A 17,010-nucleotide genomic window follows, 5' to 3' on the forward strand; every position below is an offset into this window, starting at 1 on the left:
TCTGGAGAAACAGGAATGTCGATCGGTCGCCGAACTTTTCTGATGAGCGGCGCGACCCTGCCGCTCGCCGCCCTGCCCGCCGCCGCGCACGCGGTAACGGGCGCGATGCCGTTAAAGGCCGAACCCTTCCCTCTTTCGGCGGTGCGGCTGCGCCCCTCCGACTTCGCCCATGCCGTAGAGGTCAACCGCGCCTATCTGCTGCGGCTGGAACCCGATCGGCTGCTTCATAACTTTCATGCCTTCGCCGGCCTGCCGACCAAGGCCAAGGTCTATGGCGGGTGGGAGAGCGACACGATCGCCGGCCACACGCTCGGCCATTATCTCTCCGGCCTGGCCCTCACGCACGCGCAGATCGGCTGCACCGACTGCGCCGCCCGCGCGGCCTATATCATCGACGAGCTGGCGGCGTGCCAGGCGAAGAACGGCGACGGTTATGTCGCGGGCTTCACCCGCAAGCGCAAGGACGGCACCGTCGTCGATGGCAAGGAGATCTTTCCGGAGATCATGCGCGGCGACATCCGTTCGGCCGGGTTCGACCTGAACGGCTGCTGGGTGCCGCTCTACAACTGGCACAAGATGTACACCGGGCTGTTCGACGTCATCGACCATATCGGCCCGAACCCGAAGGCGATGGCGATCATGACCGGGCTGGGCGGTTACATCGACCGCGTCTTCGCCGCGCTCAGCGACGATCAGGTCCAGACCGTGCTGGCCTGCGAGCATGGCGGCATCAACGAGAGCTTCGCCGAGCTTCACGCCCGCACCGGCGACCCGCGCTGGCTGAAGCTGGCCGAGCGCATCTATCACAAGAAGGTGCTGGTCCCCCTCAGCGAGAAGCGCGACGAGCTGGCCAATATCCACGCCAACACGCAGGTGCCCAAGCTGATCGGCCTGGCCCGGCTGTACGAGATCACCGGCGAGGCGAAGCACGCCACCGCCGCCCGCTTCTTCTGGGAACAGGTGACGCGGCACCACAGCTACGTCATCGGCGGCAATGCCGACCGCGAGTATTTTACCGCCGCCGACACCACCGCGCAGCACATCACCGACCAGACCTGCGAGTCGTGCAACACGTACAACATGCTGAAACTGACTCGCCATCTCTACGCGTGGCAGCCGGACGGCGCGTTGTTCGACTTTTACGAGCGCGCGCACCTCAACCACATCATGGCGCATCAGGAGCCGGTGAACGGCGGCTTCACCTATATGATGCCGCTGATGACGGGTACGAAACGCGCCTATTCCGCGATGGAGGGCGAGGAGTTCTGGTGCTGCGTCGGCACCGGCATGGAAAGCCACGCCAAGCACGGCGAGAGCATCTTCTGGCAGGGCGGCGACACGCTGATCGTCAATCTCTACATCCCCGCCGACGCGACCTGGGCGGCACGGGGCGCCAAGCTGGGCCTGGCGACCGGCTGGCCGTTCGAGGGCGAGGCGACGCTGAGCTTCGACGCGCTGGACAAGCCCGGCAGCTTCCCGGTGGCGCTGCGCGTCCCCGGCTTTGCCAAGTCGACCGAGCTGTTCGTCAACGGCAAGCCGGTCACCGCGGCGCGCGCCGGTGGCTATGCCATCGTCGAGCGGCGCTGGAAGAAGGGCGATACGCTGACCATCCGCATGCCGCTCGAGCTGCGGATGGAATCCGCGCCGGGGGATGCGCAAACCGTGGCGGTGCTGCGCGGGCCGCTGGTGCTGGCCGGCGATCTCGGCCGGGCGGACGGCGAGTGGGACCAGCCCGATCCGGCAATGGTCGGCACCGACCTGATCGCCCAGTTCCGCCCCGTCGCGCCCGAGAAGGCGCAGTTCGAAAGTCACGGGCTGATCCGCCCCGGCGACCTCAACTTCGTCCCCTTCTATCGCCAGTACGACCGGCGCAGCGCCGTCTATTTCAAGCACTTCACCGATGCCCAGTGGCAGGTCGAGGAAGCCGCGTTCCTGAAGGAACAGGAGCGGCAGAAGGACATGCTCGCCCGCTCGGTCGACGTGATGCATCTGGGCGAGATGCAGCCGGAGCGGGACCACCAGCTGACGTCCGACATCTCCTACCCCGTCTCGTATCGCGGCCGCTCTGGCCGGGACGCGCGCACCGGCGGCTTCTTCGAGTTCGTGATGGCGGTGAAGCCCGGCCCGCTGATCCTGCAGGCGACCTATTGGGGCGACGAGGGCAAACGCAGCTTCGACATCCTGATCGACAACCAGCGGATCGCGACCCAGCAGCTGGATCGCAGCCGGCCCGGCAGCTTCTACGACGTCGAGTATTCGGTGCCCGAGGCGCTGACCCGCGGCAAGAAGCAGGTGAAGGTCCGCGTCGTCCCGCATGACGGCAATACCGCCGGCCCGGTGTTCGGCATGCGCCTGTTCACCGCCGCCACCGCCAAGACGGCTGCGCCGACCGCATGAGCGACACGGTGCGGATGACGCTGGCGGAGGTGCGCGACTATGCGCGCGCCACGCTGACCCGCGTCGGCCTGTCGCCCGCGCACGTCGCCGCGGTGGCGGAAACGATGGTCGCGGGCGAGCGCGACGGCTGCGGCTCGCACGGGCTCTACCGCCTGCTGGTCGCTGCACACAGCGTCGCCAGCGGCGTGGTGGTGCCCGACGCGGTGCCGGTGCTGTCGCGGCCAAAGGCGGGGCTGGTGCAGGTCGATGGCGGCGGCGGCTTCGCGCAGCTGGCGTTCGAGACGGGGCGACCCGCGCTGGTGGAGACCGCCCGTGCGAACGGCATCGCGGCGCTGGCGCTGAACGACATCGTCCATTTCGCAGCACTCTGGCCGGAGGTGGAGGCGCTGGTCGCCGATGGTCTGGTCGCGCTGGCCTTCACCCCCAGCCATGCCTGGGTGGCGCCCGCCGGCGGGACCAAGCCGCTGTTCGGCACCAACCCGATCGCGTTCGGCTGGCCGCGCCCGGGCGGCACGCCGTTCGTGTTCGACTTCGCCACCTCGATGGTTGCGCGCGGCGAGATCGAGCTGCACCGCCGCGCCGGCAAGCGCGTGCCGACCGACTGGGGCCACGCCCCCGACGGCAGCGAGACCGACCAGGCGGAGGCAGTGCTCGCCGGTGCGATGCGCACCTTTGGCGGGCACAAGGGGTCGGCCCTGGCGACGATGGTCGAGCTGATCGCCGGCCCGCTGATCGGCGACCTGACCAGCGCCGAATCGATTGCCGCCGACCGCGGCCGCAAGGGCTCGCCGATCGGCGGCGAGCTGATCCTGGCGATCGATCCCGCCGGCTTCCTCGGTGCCGCCGCGGCCGGGCACCTGACCCGTGCAGAGGCGGTGTTCGCCGGGATCGAGGGTCAGGGCGCGCGCCTGCCCGGATCGCGCCGCCACGCCGCCCGCATGGTCAGCGAGCGGGACGGTGTGGTGATCTCCCGCGCGCTCCTGACCGATATCGACGCCGTGACGAAGGACCTGCCATGACCTTCCTGCCCGCCCTGCTCCTCGTTCTCGCCCCTGTCTCGGCGAACGCCCAGACCGCCCCGAAAACCGCCGACGCGCGGTTCGATGCGCTGGCGGAGGCCGAATACAAGTGGCGCGGCACGCTGGCGGCGACCGACGAGAACACACCCAAGGACGAGCAGCGCGGCCTGCCCGATATCGGCCCGGCGATGCAGGCGGCCAAGACTAAGCGCTGGACCGAGACGCTGGCCGCCCTCGATGCGATCCCGGTCGCCCGCCTGTCGTCGGCGGCGCGCGACAACTACACCGTCTATCGCGGCCAGATCGAAGCGCTCCTCGCCGAGCAGAAGTATCGCGATTACGAGAAGCCGCTGAACGCCGATTCCAGCTTCTGGATCGACCTCGGCTATGCCTCGCGCGCGACCTATCGGACCGAGGACGAGTATCGCGGCTATCTGAAGCAGCTGGCCGACATTCCCCGCTATTTCGACCAGAACATCGCCAATATGCGCGCCGGGCTGAAGCGCGGCTTCACGCCTCCGCAGGTGACGCTGCAGGGCCGCGACATCGGCGTCGCCGAGGTGGTGAAGGCCGGCGGCACCGAGGCATCACCCTTCTACGCGCCGTTCAAGACGATGCCCGCGACCATCCCCGCCGCGACCCAGGCGGCGCTGCGCGCAGAGGCGCTGCGGGTGATCGCGAGCGCGGTGGTGCCCGGCCATGCCAAGCTCCTCGCCTTCCTGCGCGACGAGTATATCCCCGGCGCGCGGAAGACCCTGGCCGCCTATGACATGCCGGACGGCCGGGCCTATTACACGTCCAAGATCGCCGAATATGTCACGCGCGACCTGACCGCCGAACAGATCCACGCGATCGGCCTGGCCGAGGTCGCCAAGATCCGCGCGCGGATGGACACGGTGATGCAGGCGGTGAAGTGGCAGAAGGGCCTGCCCGCCTTCCTCAATTACCTGCGCACCGACCCGCAATTCTATGTGAAGACCCCGCAGGCGCTGCTCGACCGCGCCGCGTGGACGGCCAAGGAGTTCGACGGCAAGGCGGCGCAGTGGTTCGGCCGCCTGCCCCGCGCCCGCTTCGCGATCGAGCCGGTGCCGGCCGAACTCGCCCCCTTCTATACCGGCGGTCGCGGCGGGCCGGGCATCTACCTGGTCAACACCTATGACCTGCCTTCGCGCCCGCTCTACTCGCTGCCCGCGCTGACCCTGCACGAGAGCGCGCCCGGTCACGCCTGGCAGATGCCGTTCGCGATGGAGCTGGAAGGGCTGCCCGACTATCGCCGCGACACCTATATCTCGGCCTATGGCGAGGGCTGGGCGCTCTATTGCGAGGCGCTGGGCGAGGACATGGGCATCTATCACACGCCCTACGAGACGTTCGGGATGCTCAGCTACCAGATGTGGCGCGCGGCGCGGCTGGTCGTCGACACCGGCCTCCACGCCAAGGGCTGGACCCGCGAACAGGCGCAAGCCTTCCTGCGCGACAACACCGCGCTGTCGAACCACGAGATCACCACCGAGGTCGATCGCTACATCGCCTGGCCCGGGCAGGCGCTCAGCTACTACATGGGCGAGCTGACCTTCCTGGCCGGCCGCGCGAAGGCGGAGAAGGCGCTGGGCGCGAAGTTCGACATCCGCGCTTTCCATGACGCGATGCTGTCGCTCGGCTCGGTGCCGCTGCCGATGGTGGATGCCCGCGTGGACCGGTTCATCGCCGAGGGTGGCAAGGGGCCGTATCCGTTGAAGTAGCAGGTGCGGGAGCAGCGATGCGAAAGAGCCGGTTCCGCGATCACGGAACGGGGGGCGTGTAGGACAGCGGGTCGAGCGGCCATCGTCGGAAAGGCACTGAACGCCTTCCTCGGTTCAGGACAATCTTCCGTCATTCCCGCATAGGCGGGAATCCATAAACGCTGACGTCCGCGCCCCTTGCGCGGACCTGCGCGTCTGGATTCCCGCCTGCGCGGGAATGACGGACATGGAGGAAGCGCCCTACCCGAACGGCCGGTCGATCGACGGCTGCGGCTCGGTGAACCAGGCCGCGCCGGTGTCGGTGACGTGGAAATGGTCCTCCAGCCGCACACCGAAACGGTCGGGCACCACGATCATCGGCTCGTTGGAGAAGCACATGCCCGGCGCCATCGGCGTGCGATCGCCGCGGACGAGGTTGGCGGGCTCGTGGATCGACAGGCCGATGCCGTGGCCGGTGCGGTGCGGCAGGCCGGGCAGGCGATAATCGGGGCCGAGCCCGGCACGCTCCAGCACCACCCGCGCGGCGGCGTCGGCGGCCTCGCACGGCACGCCCGGCGCGGCGGCGGCAAAGGCGGCGGCCTGCGCCTCATGCTCGATCGCCCAGATGTCGCGAATCTCCTGTCCGACCTCGCCGAACGCATAGGTGCGGGTGATGTCGGAGTGGTAGCCATGAACGCGGCAGCCGGTGTCGATCAGCACCAGCTCGTCCTCGCCCAGGCGCTGGTCGCCGGGCAGGCCGTGGGGAAAGGCCGTCGCCCGGCCGAACTGGACCGCGCAGAAGAACGATCCGCCGCCGCCGATCGCATGGTGCGCGGCGTCGATGAAGCGGATCACCTCGCTCGCCGCGATGCCCGGATGCAGGATCGCGGCGGCACGGGCCTGCACCTCCAGCGTCATCGCCTTCGCCTCCGCCAGGCAGGCCAGCTCCGCGGCGGACTTGACCATGCGGCAGCCGTCGATCGCGGGCGCGCCGTCGACCAGCGTCGCACCCGTCGCACGCAGCCGCTCCGCCCAGGCAAAGGGCATCAGCGGGTCGACTGCGATCCGGCCCAGCCCGCGCGCGGCATCGGCGACGAGCGCGACCGGGTCCTCGTCCTCCTCCCACAGGCGCAGGTCCGCTCTGATGGTCAGGTCTGCCTCCAGCGAGCCCTGCTCGAACCGCGGGCAGATCAGCACCGGCTCCCCGCTGACCGGCAGCAGCAGCGCGACCATCCGCTCGGTCGCGCTCCAGGGCACGCCGGTGAAGTAGCGCAGGCTGGCGCCGGTGTGGACCAGCAGCGCCCCCGCGCCCGCCGCCTCGGTCAGCGCGCGCGCGCGGTCGAGTCGGGCGGCGTATTCGCCCCGCGTGATCGGCGGCACGCGCGTCGCCGGAGGCGCGATGGCGGCGAGTTGAGTCGCGGCGTCGGAGGTGCCGATGGTCATGCGGGTCCTTTCAGAAACGTTTGACGGCGAACGGCGTCAGGTCAATGGCCGGCGCCTGCTCGGTCATCGCGGCGGCGAGCAGTTCGCCCGTGACCGGCGCCAGCGTCAGCCCCAGATGCTGGTGGCCGAACGCATAGAACAGATTGTCCGCCCGGGTCGACCGACCGATCGCCGGCAGATAGTCGGGCAGGGTCGGCCGCGCGCCCATCCAGCGGCGATATGGCCCGGCGATCGGCAGGCCGAGTTCGGCGACGTGGCGCTCCAGACGCTGCCACTTGCGCGGATCGGGGGCGGTGTCGGCGCGGCCCAGCTCGACGAAGCCCGCCACCTGCACGCTGTCGGCATAGCGCGTGACGATGATCGAGCGGTCCTCGAACACCACCGGCGGCAGGTCGGCGGGCCAATGTTCGGCGCTGCCGCGAATGTGATAGCCGCGCTCGGCGATGAGCGGCACGCGGTGGCCGGCTGCCGCCATTAGCGATCGCGCGCCGATTCCCGCTGCCACCACGACCCGGTCGGCCGCGACACCGGTCACGGCGACCTGTCCGCCCTTGCACGTCAGGTCCGCCCGCTGCCGCACGAAGCGGACCCCGGCCGTCGCCAGCGCCGCTTCCAATGCGCTCGCCAATCGGTCGAGATCCGCGACCTGCCCGCTGCCGGTGAAGCGGATCGCCGCCGCCACCTGGGGCGACAGCGCGCGCAGGGTGGCAAGGTCTGCGGTCGAGGCGTCCGTCACCGTCGCAGTGCCGGTATCCGCCGCCTGCCATGCGGCGCGTCCGGCGGCCGCCTTCGCCCGATCAGGCCAGGCGAGCAGATGCCCGTCCTCGCGCAACAGGTCGCGCGCACCGATCGCCTCGGCCAGCCGTCGCCACGCCGGCATCGCCTCGGCCAGCAGCCCGCCCAATGCCGCCGATCCGGCCGAGAACCGCGCGGGCGTGGACGCGGCGAGCAGTCGCATCGCGAAGGGTAGCCACGCCCCGACCTGGCCCAAGGGCAGATCCAGCGCCCCACCCAGCGCGAACAGGCGGCGTGGCACGCTGCGGATCATCGCGGGCGACGCGAGCGGCGCGACCTGCTCGGTTGCCAGATGCCCTGCATTCCCCCAGGATGAGGCGGAGCGGTCGACCATCGGATCGACCAGCACCACGCGCTCGCCCCGTTGCGCCAATGCAAGTGCCACAGAGCGACCGACGATCCCGGCCCCGACTACCGCCACGCTCATTGCACCGGGTCCAGTTTCGTCGATTGTCTCTTGCTCATGTTAGCGCGATATCGTATACGATATTCATACACAAGCATCAGGACACCGAAATGACGATCGATTGGCAGGGCGTCTTCCCCGCAGTGACCACCCAGATCCGCGAGGACATGTCGATCGACCTGGCCGACACCCAGCGCGTGGTCGACGACCTGATCCGCGACGGCGTCACTGGCCTGATTGCGCTCGGCACCGTCGGCGAGAACAACTCGCTGACGTTCGAGGAGAAGGTATCGGTTCTGACCGCGATCGTCGAGGTCGTCGATGGCCGCGTGCCGGTCGTGACCGGCGTATCGGAATATGACACGCGTCGCGCCGCCGCCTACGCCCAGGCGGCCGAGAAGGCCGGTGCCAACGGCCTGATGCTGCTGCCGCCGATGGTCTATGTGCCCAAGGCGAAAGAGCTGGCCGCACACTTCCGCGGCGTGGCCGAGCAGACCGGCCTGCCGATCATGCTCTACAACAACCCGCCCGCCTATCGCACCCAGATCGACAACGAGGTGCTGGCGCTGGTCACCGACGTGCCGAACATCGTCGCGATCAAGGAATCGGCCCCCGACACCCGCCGCTTCACCGACGTGAAGACCGCGTTCGGCGACCGATTCGTGCTGTTCGCCGGCCTGGACGACGTGGCGCTCGAGGGGCTGTACCTCGGCGCGCAGGGCTGGGTTTCGGGCCTGACCAATGCCTTTCCCAAGGAGTCGGTCGAGCTGGTCAACGCCTTCCAGCGCGGTGACCATGCCAAGGCGATGGAGATCTATCGCTGGTTCATGCCGCTCCTCCACCTCGACGCCGAGCATGACCTGGTCCAGTCGATCAAGCTGGCCGAGCAGGTCATGGGTCGCGGGTCGGAGCGCGTGCTGCCGCCGCGCTACAAGCTGGAGGGCGAGCGCCGGGCAGAGGTGATCGCGATGGTCGAGAAGGCGGCGGCGACCCGCCCCACGCTCGGCCTGGCAAAGGCGGCCTGATCCGGGCCGCCCGATGCGCCACACCTTCTTCTGCATCGATGGCCACACCGCCGGCAACCCGGTGCGGCTGGTGGCCGGCGGCGCGCCGCTGCTGAAGGGCGGCTCCATGTCGGAGCGGCGGCAGGATTTCCTGACCCGCTTCGACTGGATCCGCACCGGGCTGTGCTTCGAGCCGCGCGGCCACGCGATGATGTCGGGCGGCTTCCTCTATCCGCCGACGCTGCCCGACACCGACATCGGCATCCTGTTCATCGAGACGTCGGGCTGCCTGCCGATGTGCGGCCACGGCACGATCGGGATGATTACCTTCGGATTGGAGCACGGCCTGATCCAGCCGCGCGGGCCGGGGCGGCTGAAGGTCGAGGTGCCCGCCGGCGTCATCGACATCGCCTATGAGACCGAGGGCGATCGCGTCACCGCGGTGCGGATCACCAATGTCCCCGCCTATGTCGCGGCAAAGGGCGTGAAGATCGAGGTCGAGGGGCTTGGCCCGCTGACCGTCGACGTTGCCTATGGCGGCAACTACTACGCCATCGTCGAGCCGCAGGGGCCGTATACCGGGCTCGACGATATGGGGGCCGAGTGGCTGGTCGAGATGGGCCGCCGCGTCCGCGCCGCGATGCAGGACGCGGTCGAGCCGGTCCACCCGCTCGATCCCACCATCCGCGGCGTCAGCCACGTCCTCTGGGCGGACAAGCCGCGCGGAGAGGGTGCGGACGGCCGCAACGCCGTCTTCTACGGAGAGGGCGCGATCGACCGCAGTCCGTGCGGCACCGGCACCTCTGCCCGGCTGGCGCATCTCGCCGATCGCGGCACGCTGAAGCCCGGCGACCGGTTCGTCCACGAAAGCTATATCGGCAGCCGCTTCATCGGCCGGGTCGAGGCGGCGGCCGAACTGGGCGGCGTGCCGGCGATCATCCCGTCGATCGAAGGATCGGCAATCGCGACCGGTTTCAACACGATATGGATTGATCGCGCCGATCCGTTCTGGAAAGGTTTCGCCGTCCAATGACGGCGCGGCCTCGCTCCGTAAACGCGGAGCCTTCCCTCGTGCCCATCCCCCGGAATATTGTCGTACGAACCCTGTCCGATCAGGTATTCGAGATCGTGCGCGAGCGGATCGTGACCGGCAGCCTGCCCGACGACGCACCGATCCGCCAGGATGCGCTGGCGACCGAACTGGGGGTCAGCAAGATTCCCCTGCGCGAGGCACTCGGCCGGCTGGAGCAGGAGGGTCTGCTCGTCAGCCAGGCGAACCGCGGCTATTCGGTCCGACCGATGTCGGCGGACCAGGCCGACGAGATCTACGCGCTGCGCCTGTCGATCGAGCCCGCGGCCGCCGCCCGCGCCTCGCTCCATGCCACCGAGCGCGACCGCAGCGAAGCGGTCGCCGCCTTCCACGCGCTCGACGAGGCGGCCCGCTCGAACCTGGCCGAGGTCGCGGTGCGCAACCGTCATTTCCACGTCGCGCTGGTCCGTCCCGGCGGTCGCCTGCTGACCACGCAGCTGGTCGAGCGGCTGTCGATCCTGGCCGAGCGCTATGTCATCACCCATCTGGAGCCGGCCGGGCGCGAGACGCGCGCGCATCTGGAGCACCGTCACCTGATCGACGCGTGGATGGCGCGCGACCAACCGGTGCTCGAGACCCTGCTCCACCAGCATATCGAAGCCACGCTGTACGACCTGCGCGCCCAATTCGCCGCAGCCGACAGCTGATCCGACCACGCGAAACATGCGGGCGGATCGATCATGACGAGGGGATAATATGTCGATCATCGGACCGCGCAAGCCACTGGGCGCGCACGCACCGGCGGGCCAGGCGCTCGCCAAGACGCTCAGCTGGCCGCACCTGATCGCGCTGGGCGTCGGCGCGATCGTCGGCACCGGCATCTACACGCTGACAGGCGTCGGGGCCGAGCGCGCCGGCCCGGCGGTGATCCTGGCCTTTGCCATCGCCGGCGCGGTCTGCGCCTGCGCCGCGCTCGCCTATGCCGAACTCGCGACGATGATCCCGGCGGCGGGCAGCGCCTATACCTTCAGCTACACCGCGCTGGGCGAGACGATCGCCTGGGTCGTCGGGTGGAGCCTGATCCTCGAATATTCGCTCGCCTGCTCGACGGTGGCGGTCGGCTGGTCCGGGTATCTCGTGGGCTGGATCCAGGCGATGGGCGTCACCCTGCCCCACGCGCTGCTGGTCGGCCCGCATTCAGGCGGGATCATCAACCTGCCCGCGGTGCTCGTCGCGCTCGCCGTCATGGGCATGCTGGTGGCGGGCACGCGCGAGAGCGCGACGCTCAACATCGTCCTCGTCATCATCAAGCTGGTCGCCCTGACCGTCTTCGTCATCTTCGCGCTGCCGGCGTTCGACTCCGCCAACCTCCACCCCTTCATGCCCTATGGCTTCGGCAGCACCGAGGTGGAGGGGACCAAGCGCGGGGTGATGGCCGCCGCCGCCATCGTCTTCTTCGCCTTCTACGGCTTCGACGCGGTCGCGACCTCGGCCGAGGAGGCGAAGAATCCCGGCCGCGACCTGACCATCGGCATCGTCGGATCGATGCTGGTCTGCACCGCGATCTACATGGCCGTCGCGGTCACCGCCGTGGGCGCGATCCCGTTCCTGCGGCTGGCCGACTCGCCCGAGCCGCTGGCGCTGGTGCTGCGCACCCTCAATCAGCCGGTCGCCGCGCACCTGATCGCGCTGGCCGCGGTCGTCGCGCTGCCCTCGGTCATCCTGGTGATGATGTATGGGCAGAGCCGCATCTTCTTCGTCATGGCGCGCGACGGCCTCCTGCCGCAGCGGCTGGCGACCGTCAGCAAGCGGACCGGCGCGCCGACCCGCATCACCGTGCTGACCGGCCTGTCGATCGCCGCGGTCGCCGGCTTCTTCCGGCTCGACGAGATCGCCGAGCTCGCCAATGCCGGCACGCTGATCGCCTTCATCGCGGTCGGCGCCTGTCTGATCGTCCTGCGCCGCACGGCACCCGATGCGCCCCGCCTGTTCCGCTGCCCTGCGCCCACGCTGGTCGGCACGCTCGCCATTCTGGGCTGCCTCTACCTGCTCTATAGCCTCCCGCTGGCGACGCTGATCCGCTTCCTGATCTGGAACGCCATCGGCCTCCTCGCCTATTTCGCCTATGGCTACCGCGCCAGCTTCGCCCGCCGCGGCGGAGCCCCGCAATAGGCACTGGCGCCCCGCCCCCCACGATGCTAACCGCATCGCCCAGGCACCCGTAGCTCAGCTGGATAGAGCGCTGCCCTCCGAAGGCAGAGGCCACAGGTTCGAATCCTGTCGGGTGCGCCAATCTCCTATACGCGTACGAACAGTGTTGCAGGACGGCGTGCCGCCTGCGGCGACTACGTCGAGCGTGTGGTTGTGATCATGGATCGTGATCTGCTCGCGGATCAGTGAGTTTGCACTTTAGCCCAGACCGATAATTGATCGTCGGCCGGTCGCAGAGGCGCTTGCGCCCATCATCATCGTTGCTCGGGCGGGAGTGGCGGCGCGAGTTTCGCTGGTGATCGCCCATCCTTGGTGGCGCTGCTGAACATCGTGCCGCGATCGAACCGCGCGCTGCACCGTCGCTCGCTCCTGAGGAGGCAGGGGCCAAGGGTCAGTGTCGTGTTCCGCTGGGACGAACCAAAGCCGTTTATGCGGTTGCTCATCTGGCGGTTGGGACAGCGTTCCAGCTTAAGAACTTTCCCTTTGGCACGGCTCTAGGAATCGCACGGCGATCGGGCGCGATATCCGGTCCCGGCACCGTTTCCTGAGGGGCGCATCGGATACGTGGGGGGAATGCCCATGGCTGCGATCGGAGACATTCTTCGATCGCGAGGGTCGGTGGATGTTCGCCCCGCTGATCGTCGGTCGGGTCGTCACAAGAGGAAGGCGACGGCGAACCGCCGCGCTTGACGTCGGACGGGATCGGCTGTTCGCCGGCCGCTCCGGGCGCTGCGCCGGCCAGGCCGGCGCAGCGGCGGCGGTGCGCCGCCTCCGCCCGTCAGTACATATGCTGCCCGCCATTGATCGACAGCGTCGAGCCGGTCACGAAGCCGCCGTCCTCCGAGCACAGGAACGCCACGCCGCGCGCGATCTCGTGCGCCTGGCCCAGGCGGCCGACGGGGATCTTGGCGACGATCTTTTCGAGCACGTCGGCCGGGACCGCGGCGACCATGTCGGTGTCGATATAGCCGGGCGCGATCGCGTTGACCGTCACGCCGGCCTTCGCACCCTCCTGCGCCAGCGCCTTGGTGAAGCCGTGGATGCCCGACTTGGCGGCGGCATAGTTGACCTGGCCGTACTGGCCCGCCTGGCCGTTGATCGAGCCGATGTTGACGATGCGGCCCCATTTGCGCTCGCGCATGCCGGGGAAGGTCGCCTTGGCCATGTTGAAGCAGCCACCCAGATTGGTGTCGATCACCTCTTTCCATGCCTGGTAGGTCATCTTCAGGATGGTGCCGTCGCGGGTGATGCCGGCATTGTTGACGACGATGTCGATCGGGCCGAGTTCCTCGGCGATCTGCGCGCAGCCGGCCTGGACCGAATCATAGTCGGCGACGTCGAACTTGTATGCCTTGATGCCGGTGCGCTCGGTAAACTCGGCCGCGCGCTGGTCGTTGCCGGCGTAGTTGGCGGCGACGGTGATGCCGGCCTCTTTCAGGGCGAGGCTGATCGCCTCGCCGATGCCGCGCGTGCCGCCCGTGACGATCGCTACCCGTGCCATTCTCTAATCCTCTCCCTAGGTTGATCGATGCTAAGGCAGGGGCACCCAGCCTTCAAGCTCGCGCGCCAGAATATCGCGCAGCATCGCGATGCCGCCATCCTCGTCGTTCAGGCAGGGCAGATAGGCGAAATGGGTGCCGCCCGCCGCCAGGAAGCTCTCGCGCCCGCGGATCGCCAGTTCCTCCAGCGTCTCCAGGCAGTCAGCGGAGAAACCGGGGGCCAGGATCGCGACCCGCCTCGTGCCGGCTTTCGCCTCCGCCACCAGCGTCTCGTCGGTGGCGGGGCCGAGCCATTTGGCGGGGCCGAAGCGCGATTGGAAGGCAATGGTCAGCGGCCGCCCGGCAAGCACCGGTGCCAGCGCGTCGGCAAGGAGGCGCGCGGTCTTCTGGCAGTGGCAGTGGTACGGGTCGCCGAGTTCCAGCGTCCGTTTCGGCATGCCGTGGAAGCTGGCGATCAGCGCCTCCGGCGCGAAGTCCAGCTGTGCAAGGCCGGTTTCGACCGAGGCGCGCAGCGCGTCGATGTAACGCGCGTCGTCGTGATAGGGTGGCAGGGTGCGGATCGCGGGCTGCCAGCGCATCCTCGCCAGATGCGCGAACGCCTTGTCATTGGCGGTCGCGGTCGTGGCGGCGCAATATTGCGGATAGAGGGGGGCGAGCAGGATACGCTCGCAGCCGGCGTCCTTCATCGCCTGCAACCGCTCGGCGATGGCGGGGCGGCCGTAGCGCATCGCCCAGTCGACCCGTACGCCCGGTCCGAACGCCGTCTTCAGCCGTTCCGCCTGTGCGCGGGTGATCGCGGCGAGCGGGGAGCCGTCTTCGCGCCAGACCTGCTGATAGGCATGGGCGGATTTCCTTGGCCGCGTGTTCAGGATGATGCCGCGCAGGATCGGCTGCCAGGCGATCGGCGGGATCTCAACGACGCGGCGGTCCGACAGGAACTCGCCGAGATAGCGCTTCACGCTCTTGGCATCGGGGCCATCGGGGGTGCCGAGGTTCATCAGCAGCACGCCGACCTTCGGCGCGGGTATGGCGGGGTGATCGGGAGGCAGGTCCATCAGGCCACCCTTAGCGGCAGGCGCCGGATGCGATAGCCGGTCGAGGACTGGAGCGCGTTGGCGATGGCCGGGGCGACCGGAGGCACGGCGATCTCGGCGACGCCGCCGGGTGCCTCGTCGGAGCGGATCAGCTCGACGGTGATGTCGGGCGTGTCGGCGAGGCGGGGGAGCCAGAGCGTGTCGAAGCCGCGCGCAGTCGCGAGGCCGCGGGTGAAGCCGGTGCTGGCGCCGAGGGCCTGGGCGAGGCCATAGACCAGCCCGCCCTCGATCTGCTGGCGGACCAGGTCGGGGTTGACGACGCGCCCGCAGTCGACCGCGGCGACCAGCCGGTCGACGACGGTGCGGCCGTCGGCGCCGCGATGCGCCTCTGCCATCACCGCGATATAGCTGCCGCGAAACGCATGGGCGGCGATGCCCTGTCCGCTGCCCGCGACGCCGCCGCCCCAGCCGCCGAGCGAGGCGGCGGTCGACAGGCAGCGCGCCAGCCGCGGCTCGCCGCCGAGCATGCCGATGCGGTAGGAAACCGGCTCCGACCGGGCGGCATGGGCCAGCTCGTCGAGGAAGCATTCGGTGAAGAAGCAGGTATAGCCGTGCGCGCCGCCGCGCAGATGGCCGGTGGGCAGCGCCAGATCGGCGGGGTGGTGGTCGATCGCATAGGCCGGAATGCGATAGGGCGGCACTGCGCCGCCGACGACGTAGCGGTCGGCGGGGTCGAGCCGCAGCGCCATCGCGGCGCCCATGTCGGGACGAAGTGAAGCGGCGAGCGCGCGACCGGTGGCGGGGGCGGCGATCTTCGCCTGCCAGCCGGTGATCGCACCGCCCTGCCCCAGCCGCGCCGCCAGCTTCGCCATGGCGGGCGGGCGGTAGCGGTCGTGGAGCAGCGCCTCGCCACGCGACCAGGTGACGCTGACCGGACGTTTCAGCTCGACCGCGAGGATCGCCGCCTGCTCGGCAACGGTCGGGTCGAGTGCGGCGCCGGCGTCGCCACCGAGCTGCATCGGATGGAGGATCACCGCGTCGAGCGACAGGCCGGCGGCACCGGCGGCGGCGGCGCGGGTCCGCTGGGGCGCGGCAGTCTGGACCCAGAGTTCGAGCCGGTCGTCGCGCAGCACGGCGGCGGCGGCGGGCGTCTCGATCGCGGCATGGACACCGGCATCGGCACGGTAGGTTGCGGTGAAGAGGGTGGCGCCGCGGAATGTCGCGTTCAGGTCGCCGGCGGCCGCGATGCGCTGGCCCTCGCCGGCGAGGGCCGCGGTCAGGGCCGCGTCGATCAAGCGGTCGTCGATCACCGGACCGCTGGTGGCGAAGCGTGGTCGGGCGGCGTCGAGCGCGCGCATCGCCGCCCAGCCGGTGTTCGCCGCCGCCGCGACCCAGCCCGGCCGCTCGACCAGCTTGACTAGCCCGCGTATTGTGTTGGCGGCGGCGCGATCGACTGAAACCAGTCGACTGTCGCCGGGCGGCGCCTGACGGACGGCGACATGGACCATGTCGGGCAGGCGGATATCGGCGGCGTAGTTGGTCGATCCGTCGACCTTGGCCGGCGCGTCGAGCCGGGGAAGCGGCTGGCCGGCGAGCTTGCCCGCGCCGGCGACGCCGATCGGCAGCGGGTCGGGTGCGGTCAGGCGGGCGGCGTCGGCGGCAAGCTCGGCGAAGCGCAGGCGGCGCTTGCCGAGAAGGACGAAGCCACCCTCGGCCGAAAGGTCGGTCCAGTCGGCATCCCAGCGTGCCGCCGCGGCCATGCACAAAACCGCCCGCGCGGCGGCAGCGGCGGCGCGCAGCGGCTCTTCGAACATGCGGATCGAGCTGGAGGCTGCGGTGAGCATCGGCGCGGGCGTGGCGCTGCGGTCGTCGCCAGCGGGCCAGCGGTTCGGCATGCCCTCGAGCAGGTCGTCGGTCCCGAGCGGGTTGGCGTAGAGCGGGTTGAGGGGCGCGGGTTCGACCCCGACGGTGCGCCAGTCGGCGCCCAGCTCGTCGGCGGCGATCTGGGCAAGGCCGGTCCAGCTGCCCTGGCCATATTCGACCTGCGGCACGGCAATGGTGACGCGACCGTCCTCGCCGACCTTCAGCCACGCACCGAGGATATGCTCGCCGGGATTGGCTACGAGGGTCGGCGCATAGACGCGCGGCCACAAGCCCCATGCCGCGACCAGCCCCATGCCAACCCCGCCGCCGATCAGCACGCCGCGTCTGGTGATTGCCGTCATGGTGTCGGCTTTAGGCGGGATCGGGGATGGTGGCCATTCGGATGACGCGGAAAAATCTCTTCCGGGTGGGGAGGATCGGAAGAGATGATTCACCCGGAGGCGCGGAGGCGCGGAGACGCGGAGGGTGTCGCGCCTCGCCGCGCCAGCGGCCCTCCATCACCGGCCGGCGATCGAAGAGGGTGCGCTGCCGCGCACGAGACAGTCTCCGCGTGAACCAAAGCCGGTC

Annotated in this window: 12 protein-coding genes and 1 tRNA gene; 8 read left to right on the forward strand and 5 right to left on the reverse strand. The window is 69.6% G+C overall.

What is annotated here, in order from left to right; all coding sequences use genetic code 11:
- Window positions 1–42 precede the first annotated feature (42 nt).
- The 3 genes from Q5H91_RS12065 to Q5H91_RS12075 are packed head-to-tail and all read left to right on the forward strand — an operon-like array spanning window position 43 to window position 5,158.
- On the forward strand, window positions 43–2,397 hold the full coding sequence (locus tag Q5H91_RS12065; RefSeq protein ID WP_305173656.1) for a glycoside hydrolase family 127 protein: 2,355 nt from the start codon (window positions 43–45) through the stop codon (window positions 2,395–2,397).
- A complete protein-coding gene (locus Q5H91_RS12070; protein WP_305173657.1) occupies window positions 2,394–3,416 on the forward strand; it encodes an Ldh family oxidoreductase in 1,023 nt (340 codons plus the stop codon). Before Q5H91_RS12065 ends, Q5H91_RS12070 begins: the two co-directional genes overlap by 4 nt.
- Complete coding sequence (locus Q5H91_RS12075) at window positions 3,413–5,158, forward strand: DUF885 domain-containing protein (protein ID WP_305173658.1); 1,746 nt, start codon at window positions 3,413–3,415, stop codon at window positions 5,156–5,158. The genes Q5H91_RS12070 and Q5H91_RS12075 overlap by 4 nt, the downstream gene beginning before the upstream one ends.
- A 240-nt stretch (window positions 5,159–5,398) precedes the next feature.
- On the opposite strand, the gene Q5H91_RS12080 is transcribed toward Q5H91_RS12075, so the two are convergent.
- Window positions 5,399–6,580 carry a M24 family metallopeptidase gene (locus Q5H91_RS12080; protein WP_305173659.1) on the reverse strand — a complete coding sequence of 394 codons (1,182 nt, stop codon included), beginning with the start codon at window positions 6,578–6,580 and terminating at the stop codon, window positions 5,399–5,401.
- 10 nt (window positions 6,581–6,590) lie between these two features.
- A complete protein-coding gene (locus Q5H91_RS12085; RefSeq protein WP_305173660.1) occupies window positions 6,591–7,802 on the reverse strand; it encodes an NAD(P)/FAD-dependent oxidoreductase in 1,212 nt (403 codons plus the stop codon).
- A gap of 89 nt (window positions 7,803–7,891) precedes the next feature.
- Between Q5H91_RS12085 and Q5H91_RS12090 the strand changes: the two genes are divergently transcribed.
- The 5 genes from Q5H91_RS12090 to Q5H91_RS12110 all read left to right on the forward strand — a co-directional run bounded on the left by Q5H91_RS12090 (window position 7,892) and on the right by Q5H91_RS12110 (window position 12,107).
- Window positions 7,892–8,806: a dihydrodipicolinate synthase family protein gene (locus Q5H91_RS12090; protein ID WP_305173661.1), complete on the forward strand. Its 915-nt coding sequence runs from the start codon at window positions 7,892–7,894 to the stop codon at window positions 8,804–8,806.
- A gap of 13 nt (window positions 8,807–8,819) precedes the next feature.
- Window positions 8,820–9,818 (forward strand): 4-hydroxyproline epimerase, encoded by a 999-nt coding sequence (locus Q5H91_RS12095; protein WP_305173662.1) that lies wholly within the window; start codon window positions 8,820–8,822, stop codon window positions 9,816–9,818.
- 38 nt (window positions 9,819–9,856) lie between these two features.
- Window positions 9,857–10,522: a GntR family transcriptional regulator gene (locus Q5H91_RS12100; protein ID WP_305173663.1), complete on the forward strand. Its 666-nt coding sequence runs from the start codon at window positions 9,857–9,859 to the stop codon at window positions 10,520–10,522.
- A 49-nt stretch (window positions 10,523–10,571) separates the two neighbouring features.
- Window positions 10,572–11,987, forward strand: a complete 1,416-nt coding sequence (locus Q5H91_RS12105) for an amino acid permease (protein ID WP_305173664.1) — start codon at window positions 10,572–10,574, stop codon at window positions 11,985–11,987.
- A 43-nt stretch (window positions 11,988–12,030) separates the two neighbouring features.
- Window positions 12,031–12,107, forward strand: a tRNA-Arg gene (locus tag Q5H91_RS12110).
- A 697-nt stretch (window positions 12,108–12,804) separates the two neighbouring features.
- Here Q5H91_RS12110 and phbB read toward each other — a convergent pair.
- The 3 genes from phbB to Q5H91_RS12125 are packed head-to-tail and all read right to left on the reverse strand — an operon-like array spanning window position 12,805 to window position 16,784.
- On the reverse strand, window positions 12,805–13,527 hold the full coding sequence (gene phbB / locus Q5H91_RS12115) for an acetoacetyl-CoA reductase (RefSeq protein WP_305173665.1): 723 nt from the start codon (window positions 13,525–13,527) through the stop codon (window positions 12,805–12,807).
- Between the two features lie 30 nt (window positions 13,528–13,557).
- Window positions 13,558–14,580, reverse strand: a complete 1,023-nt coding sequence (gene hemH, locus Q5H91_RS12120) for a ferrochelatase (RefSeq protein WP_305173666.1) — start codon at window positions 14,578–14,580, stop codon at window positions 13,558–13,560.
- Entirely contained in the window at window positions 14,580–16,784 is a 2,205-nt protein-coding gene (locus tag Q5H91_RS12125) for a molybdopterin cofactor-binding domain-containing protein (protein ID WP_305173667.1), read from the reverse strand. The genes hemH and Q5H91_RS12125 overlap by 1 nt, the downstream gene beginning before the upstream one ends.
- Window positions 16,785–17,010: the final 226 nt, after the last annotated feature.

Origin of the sequence: Sphingomonas aurea (genome assembly GCF_030678875.1) — a bacterium.
Classification (GTDB): Bacteria; Pseudomonadota; Alphaproteobacteria; order Sphingomonadales; family Sphingomonadaceae; genus Sphingomonas; species Sphingomonas aurea.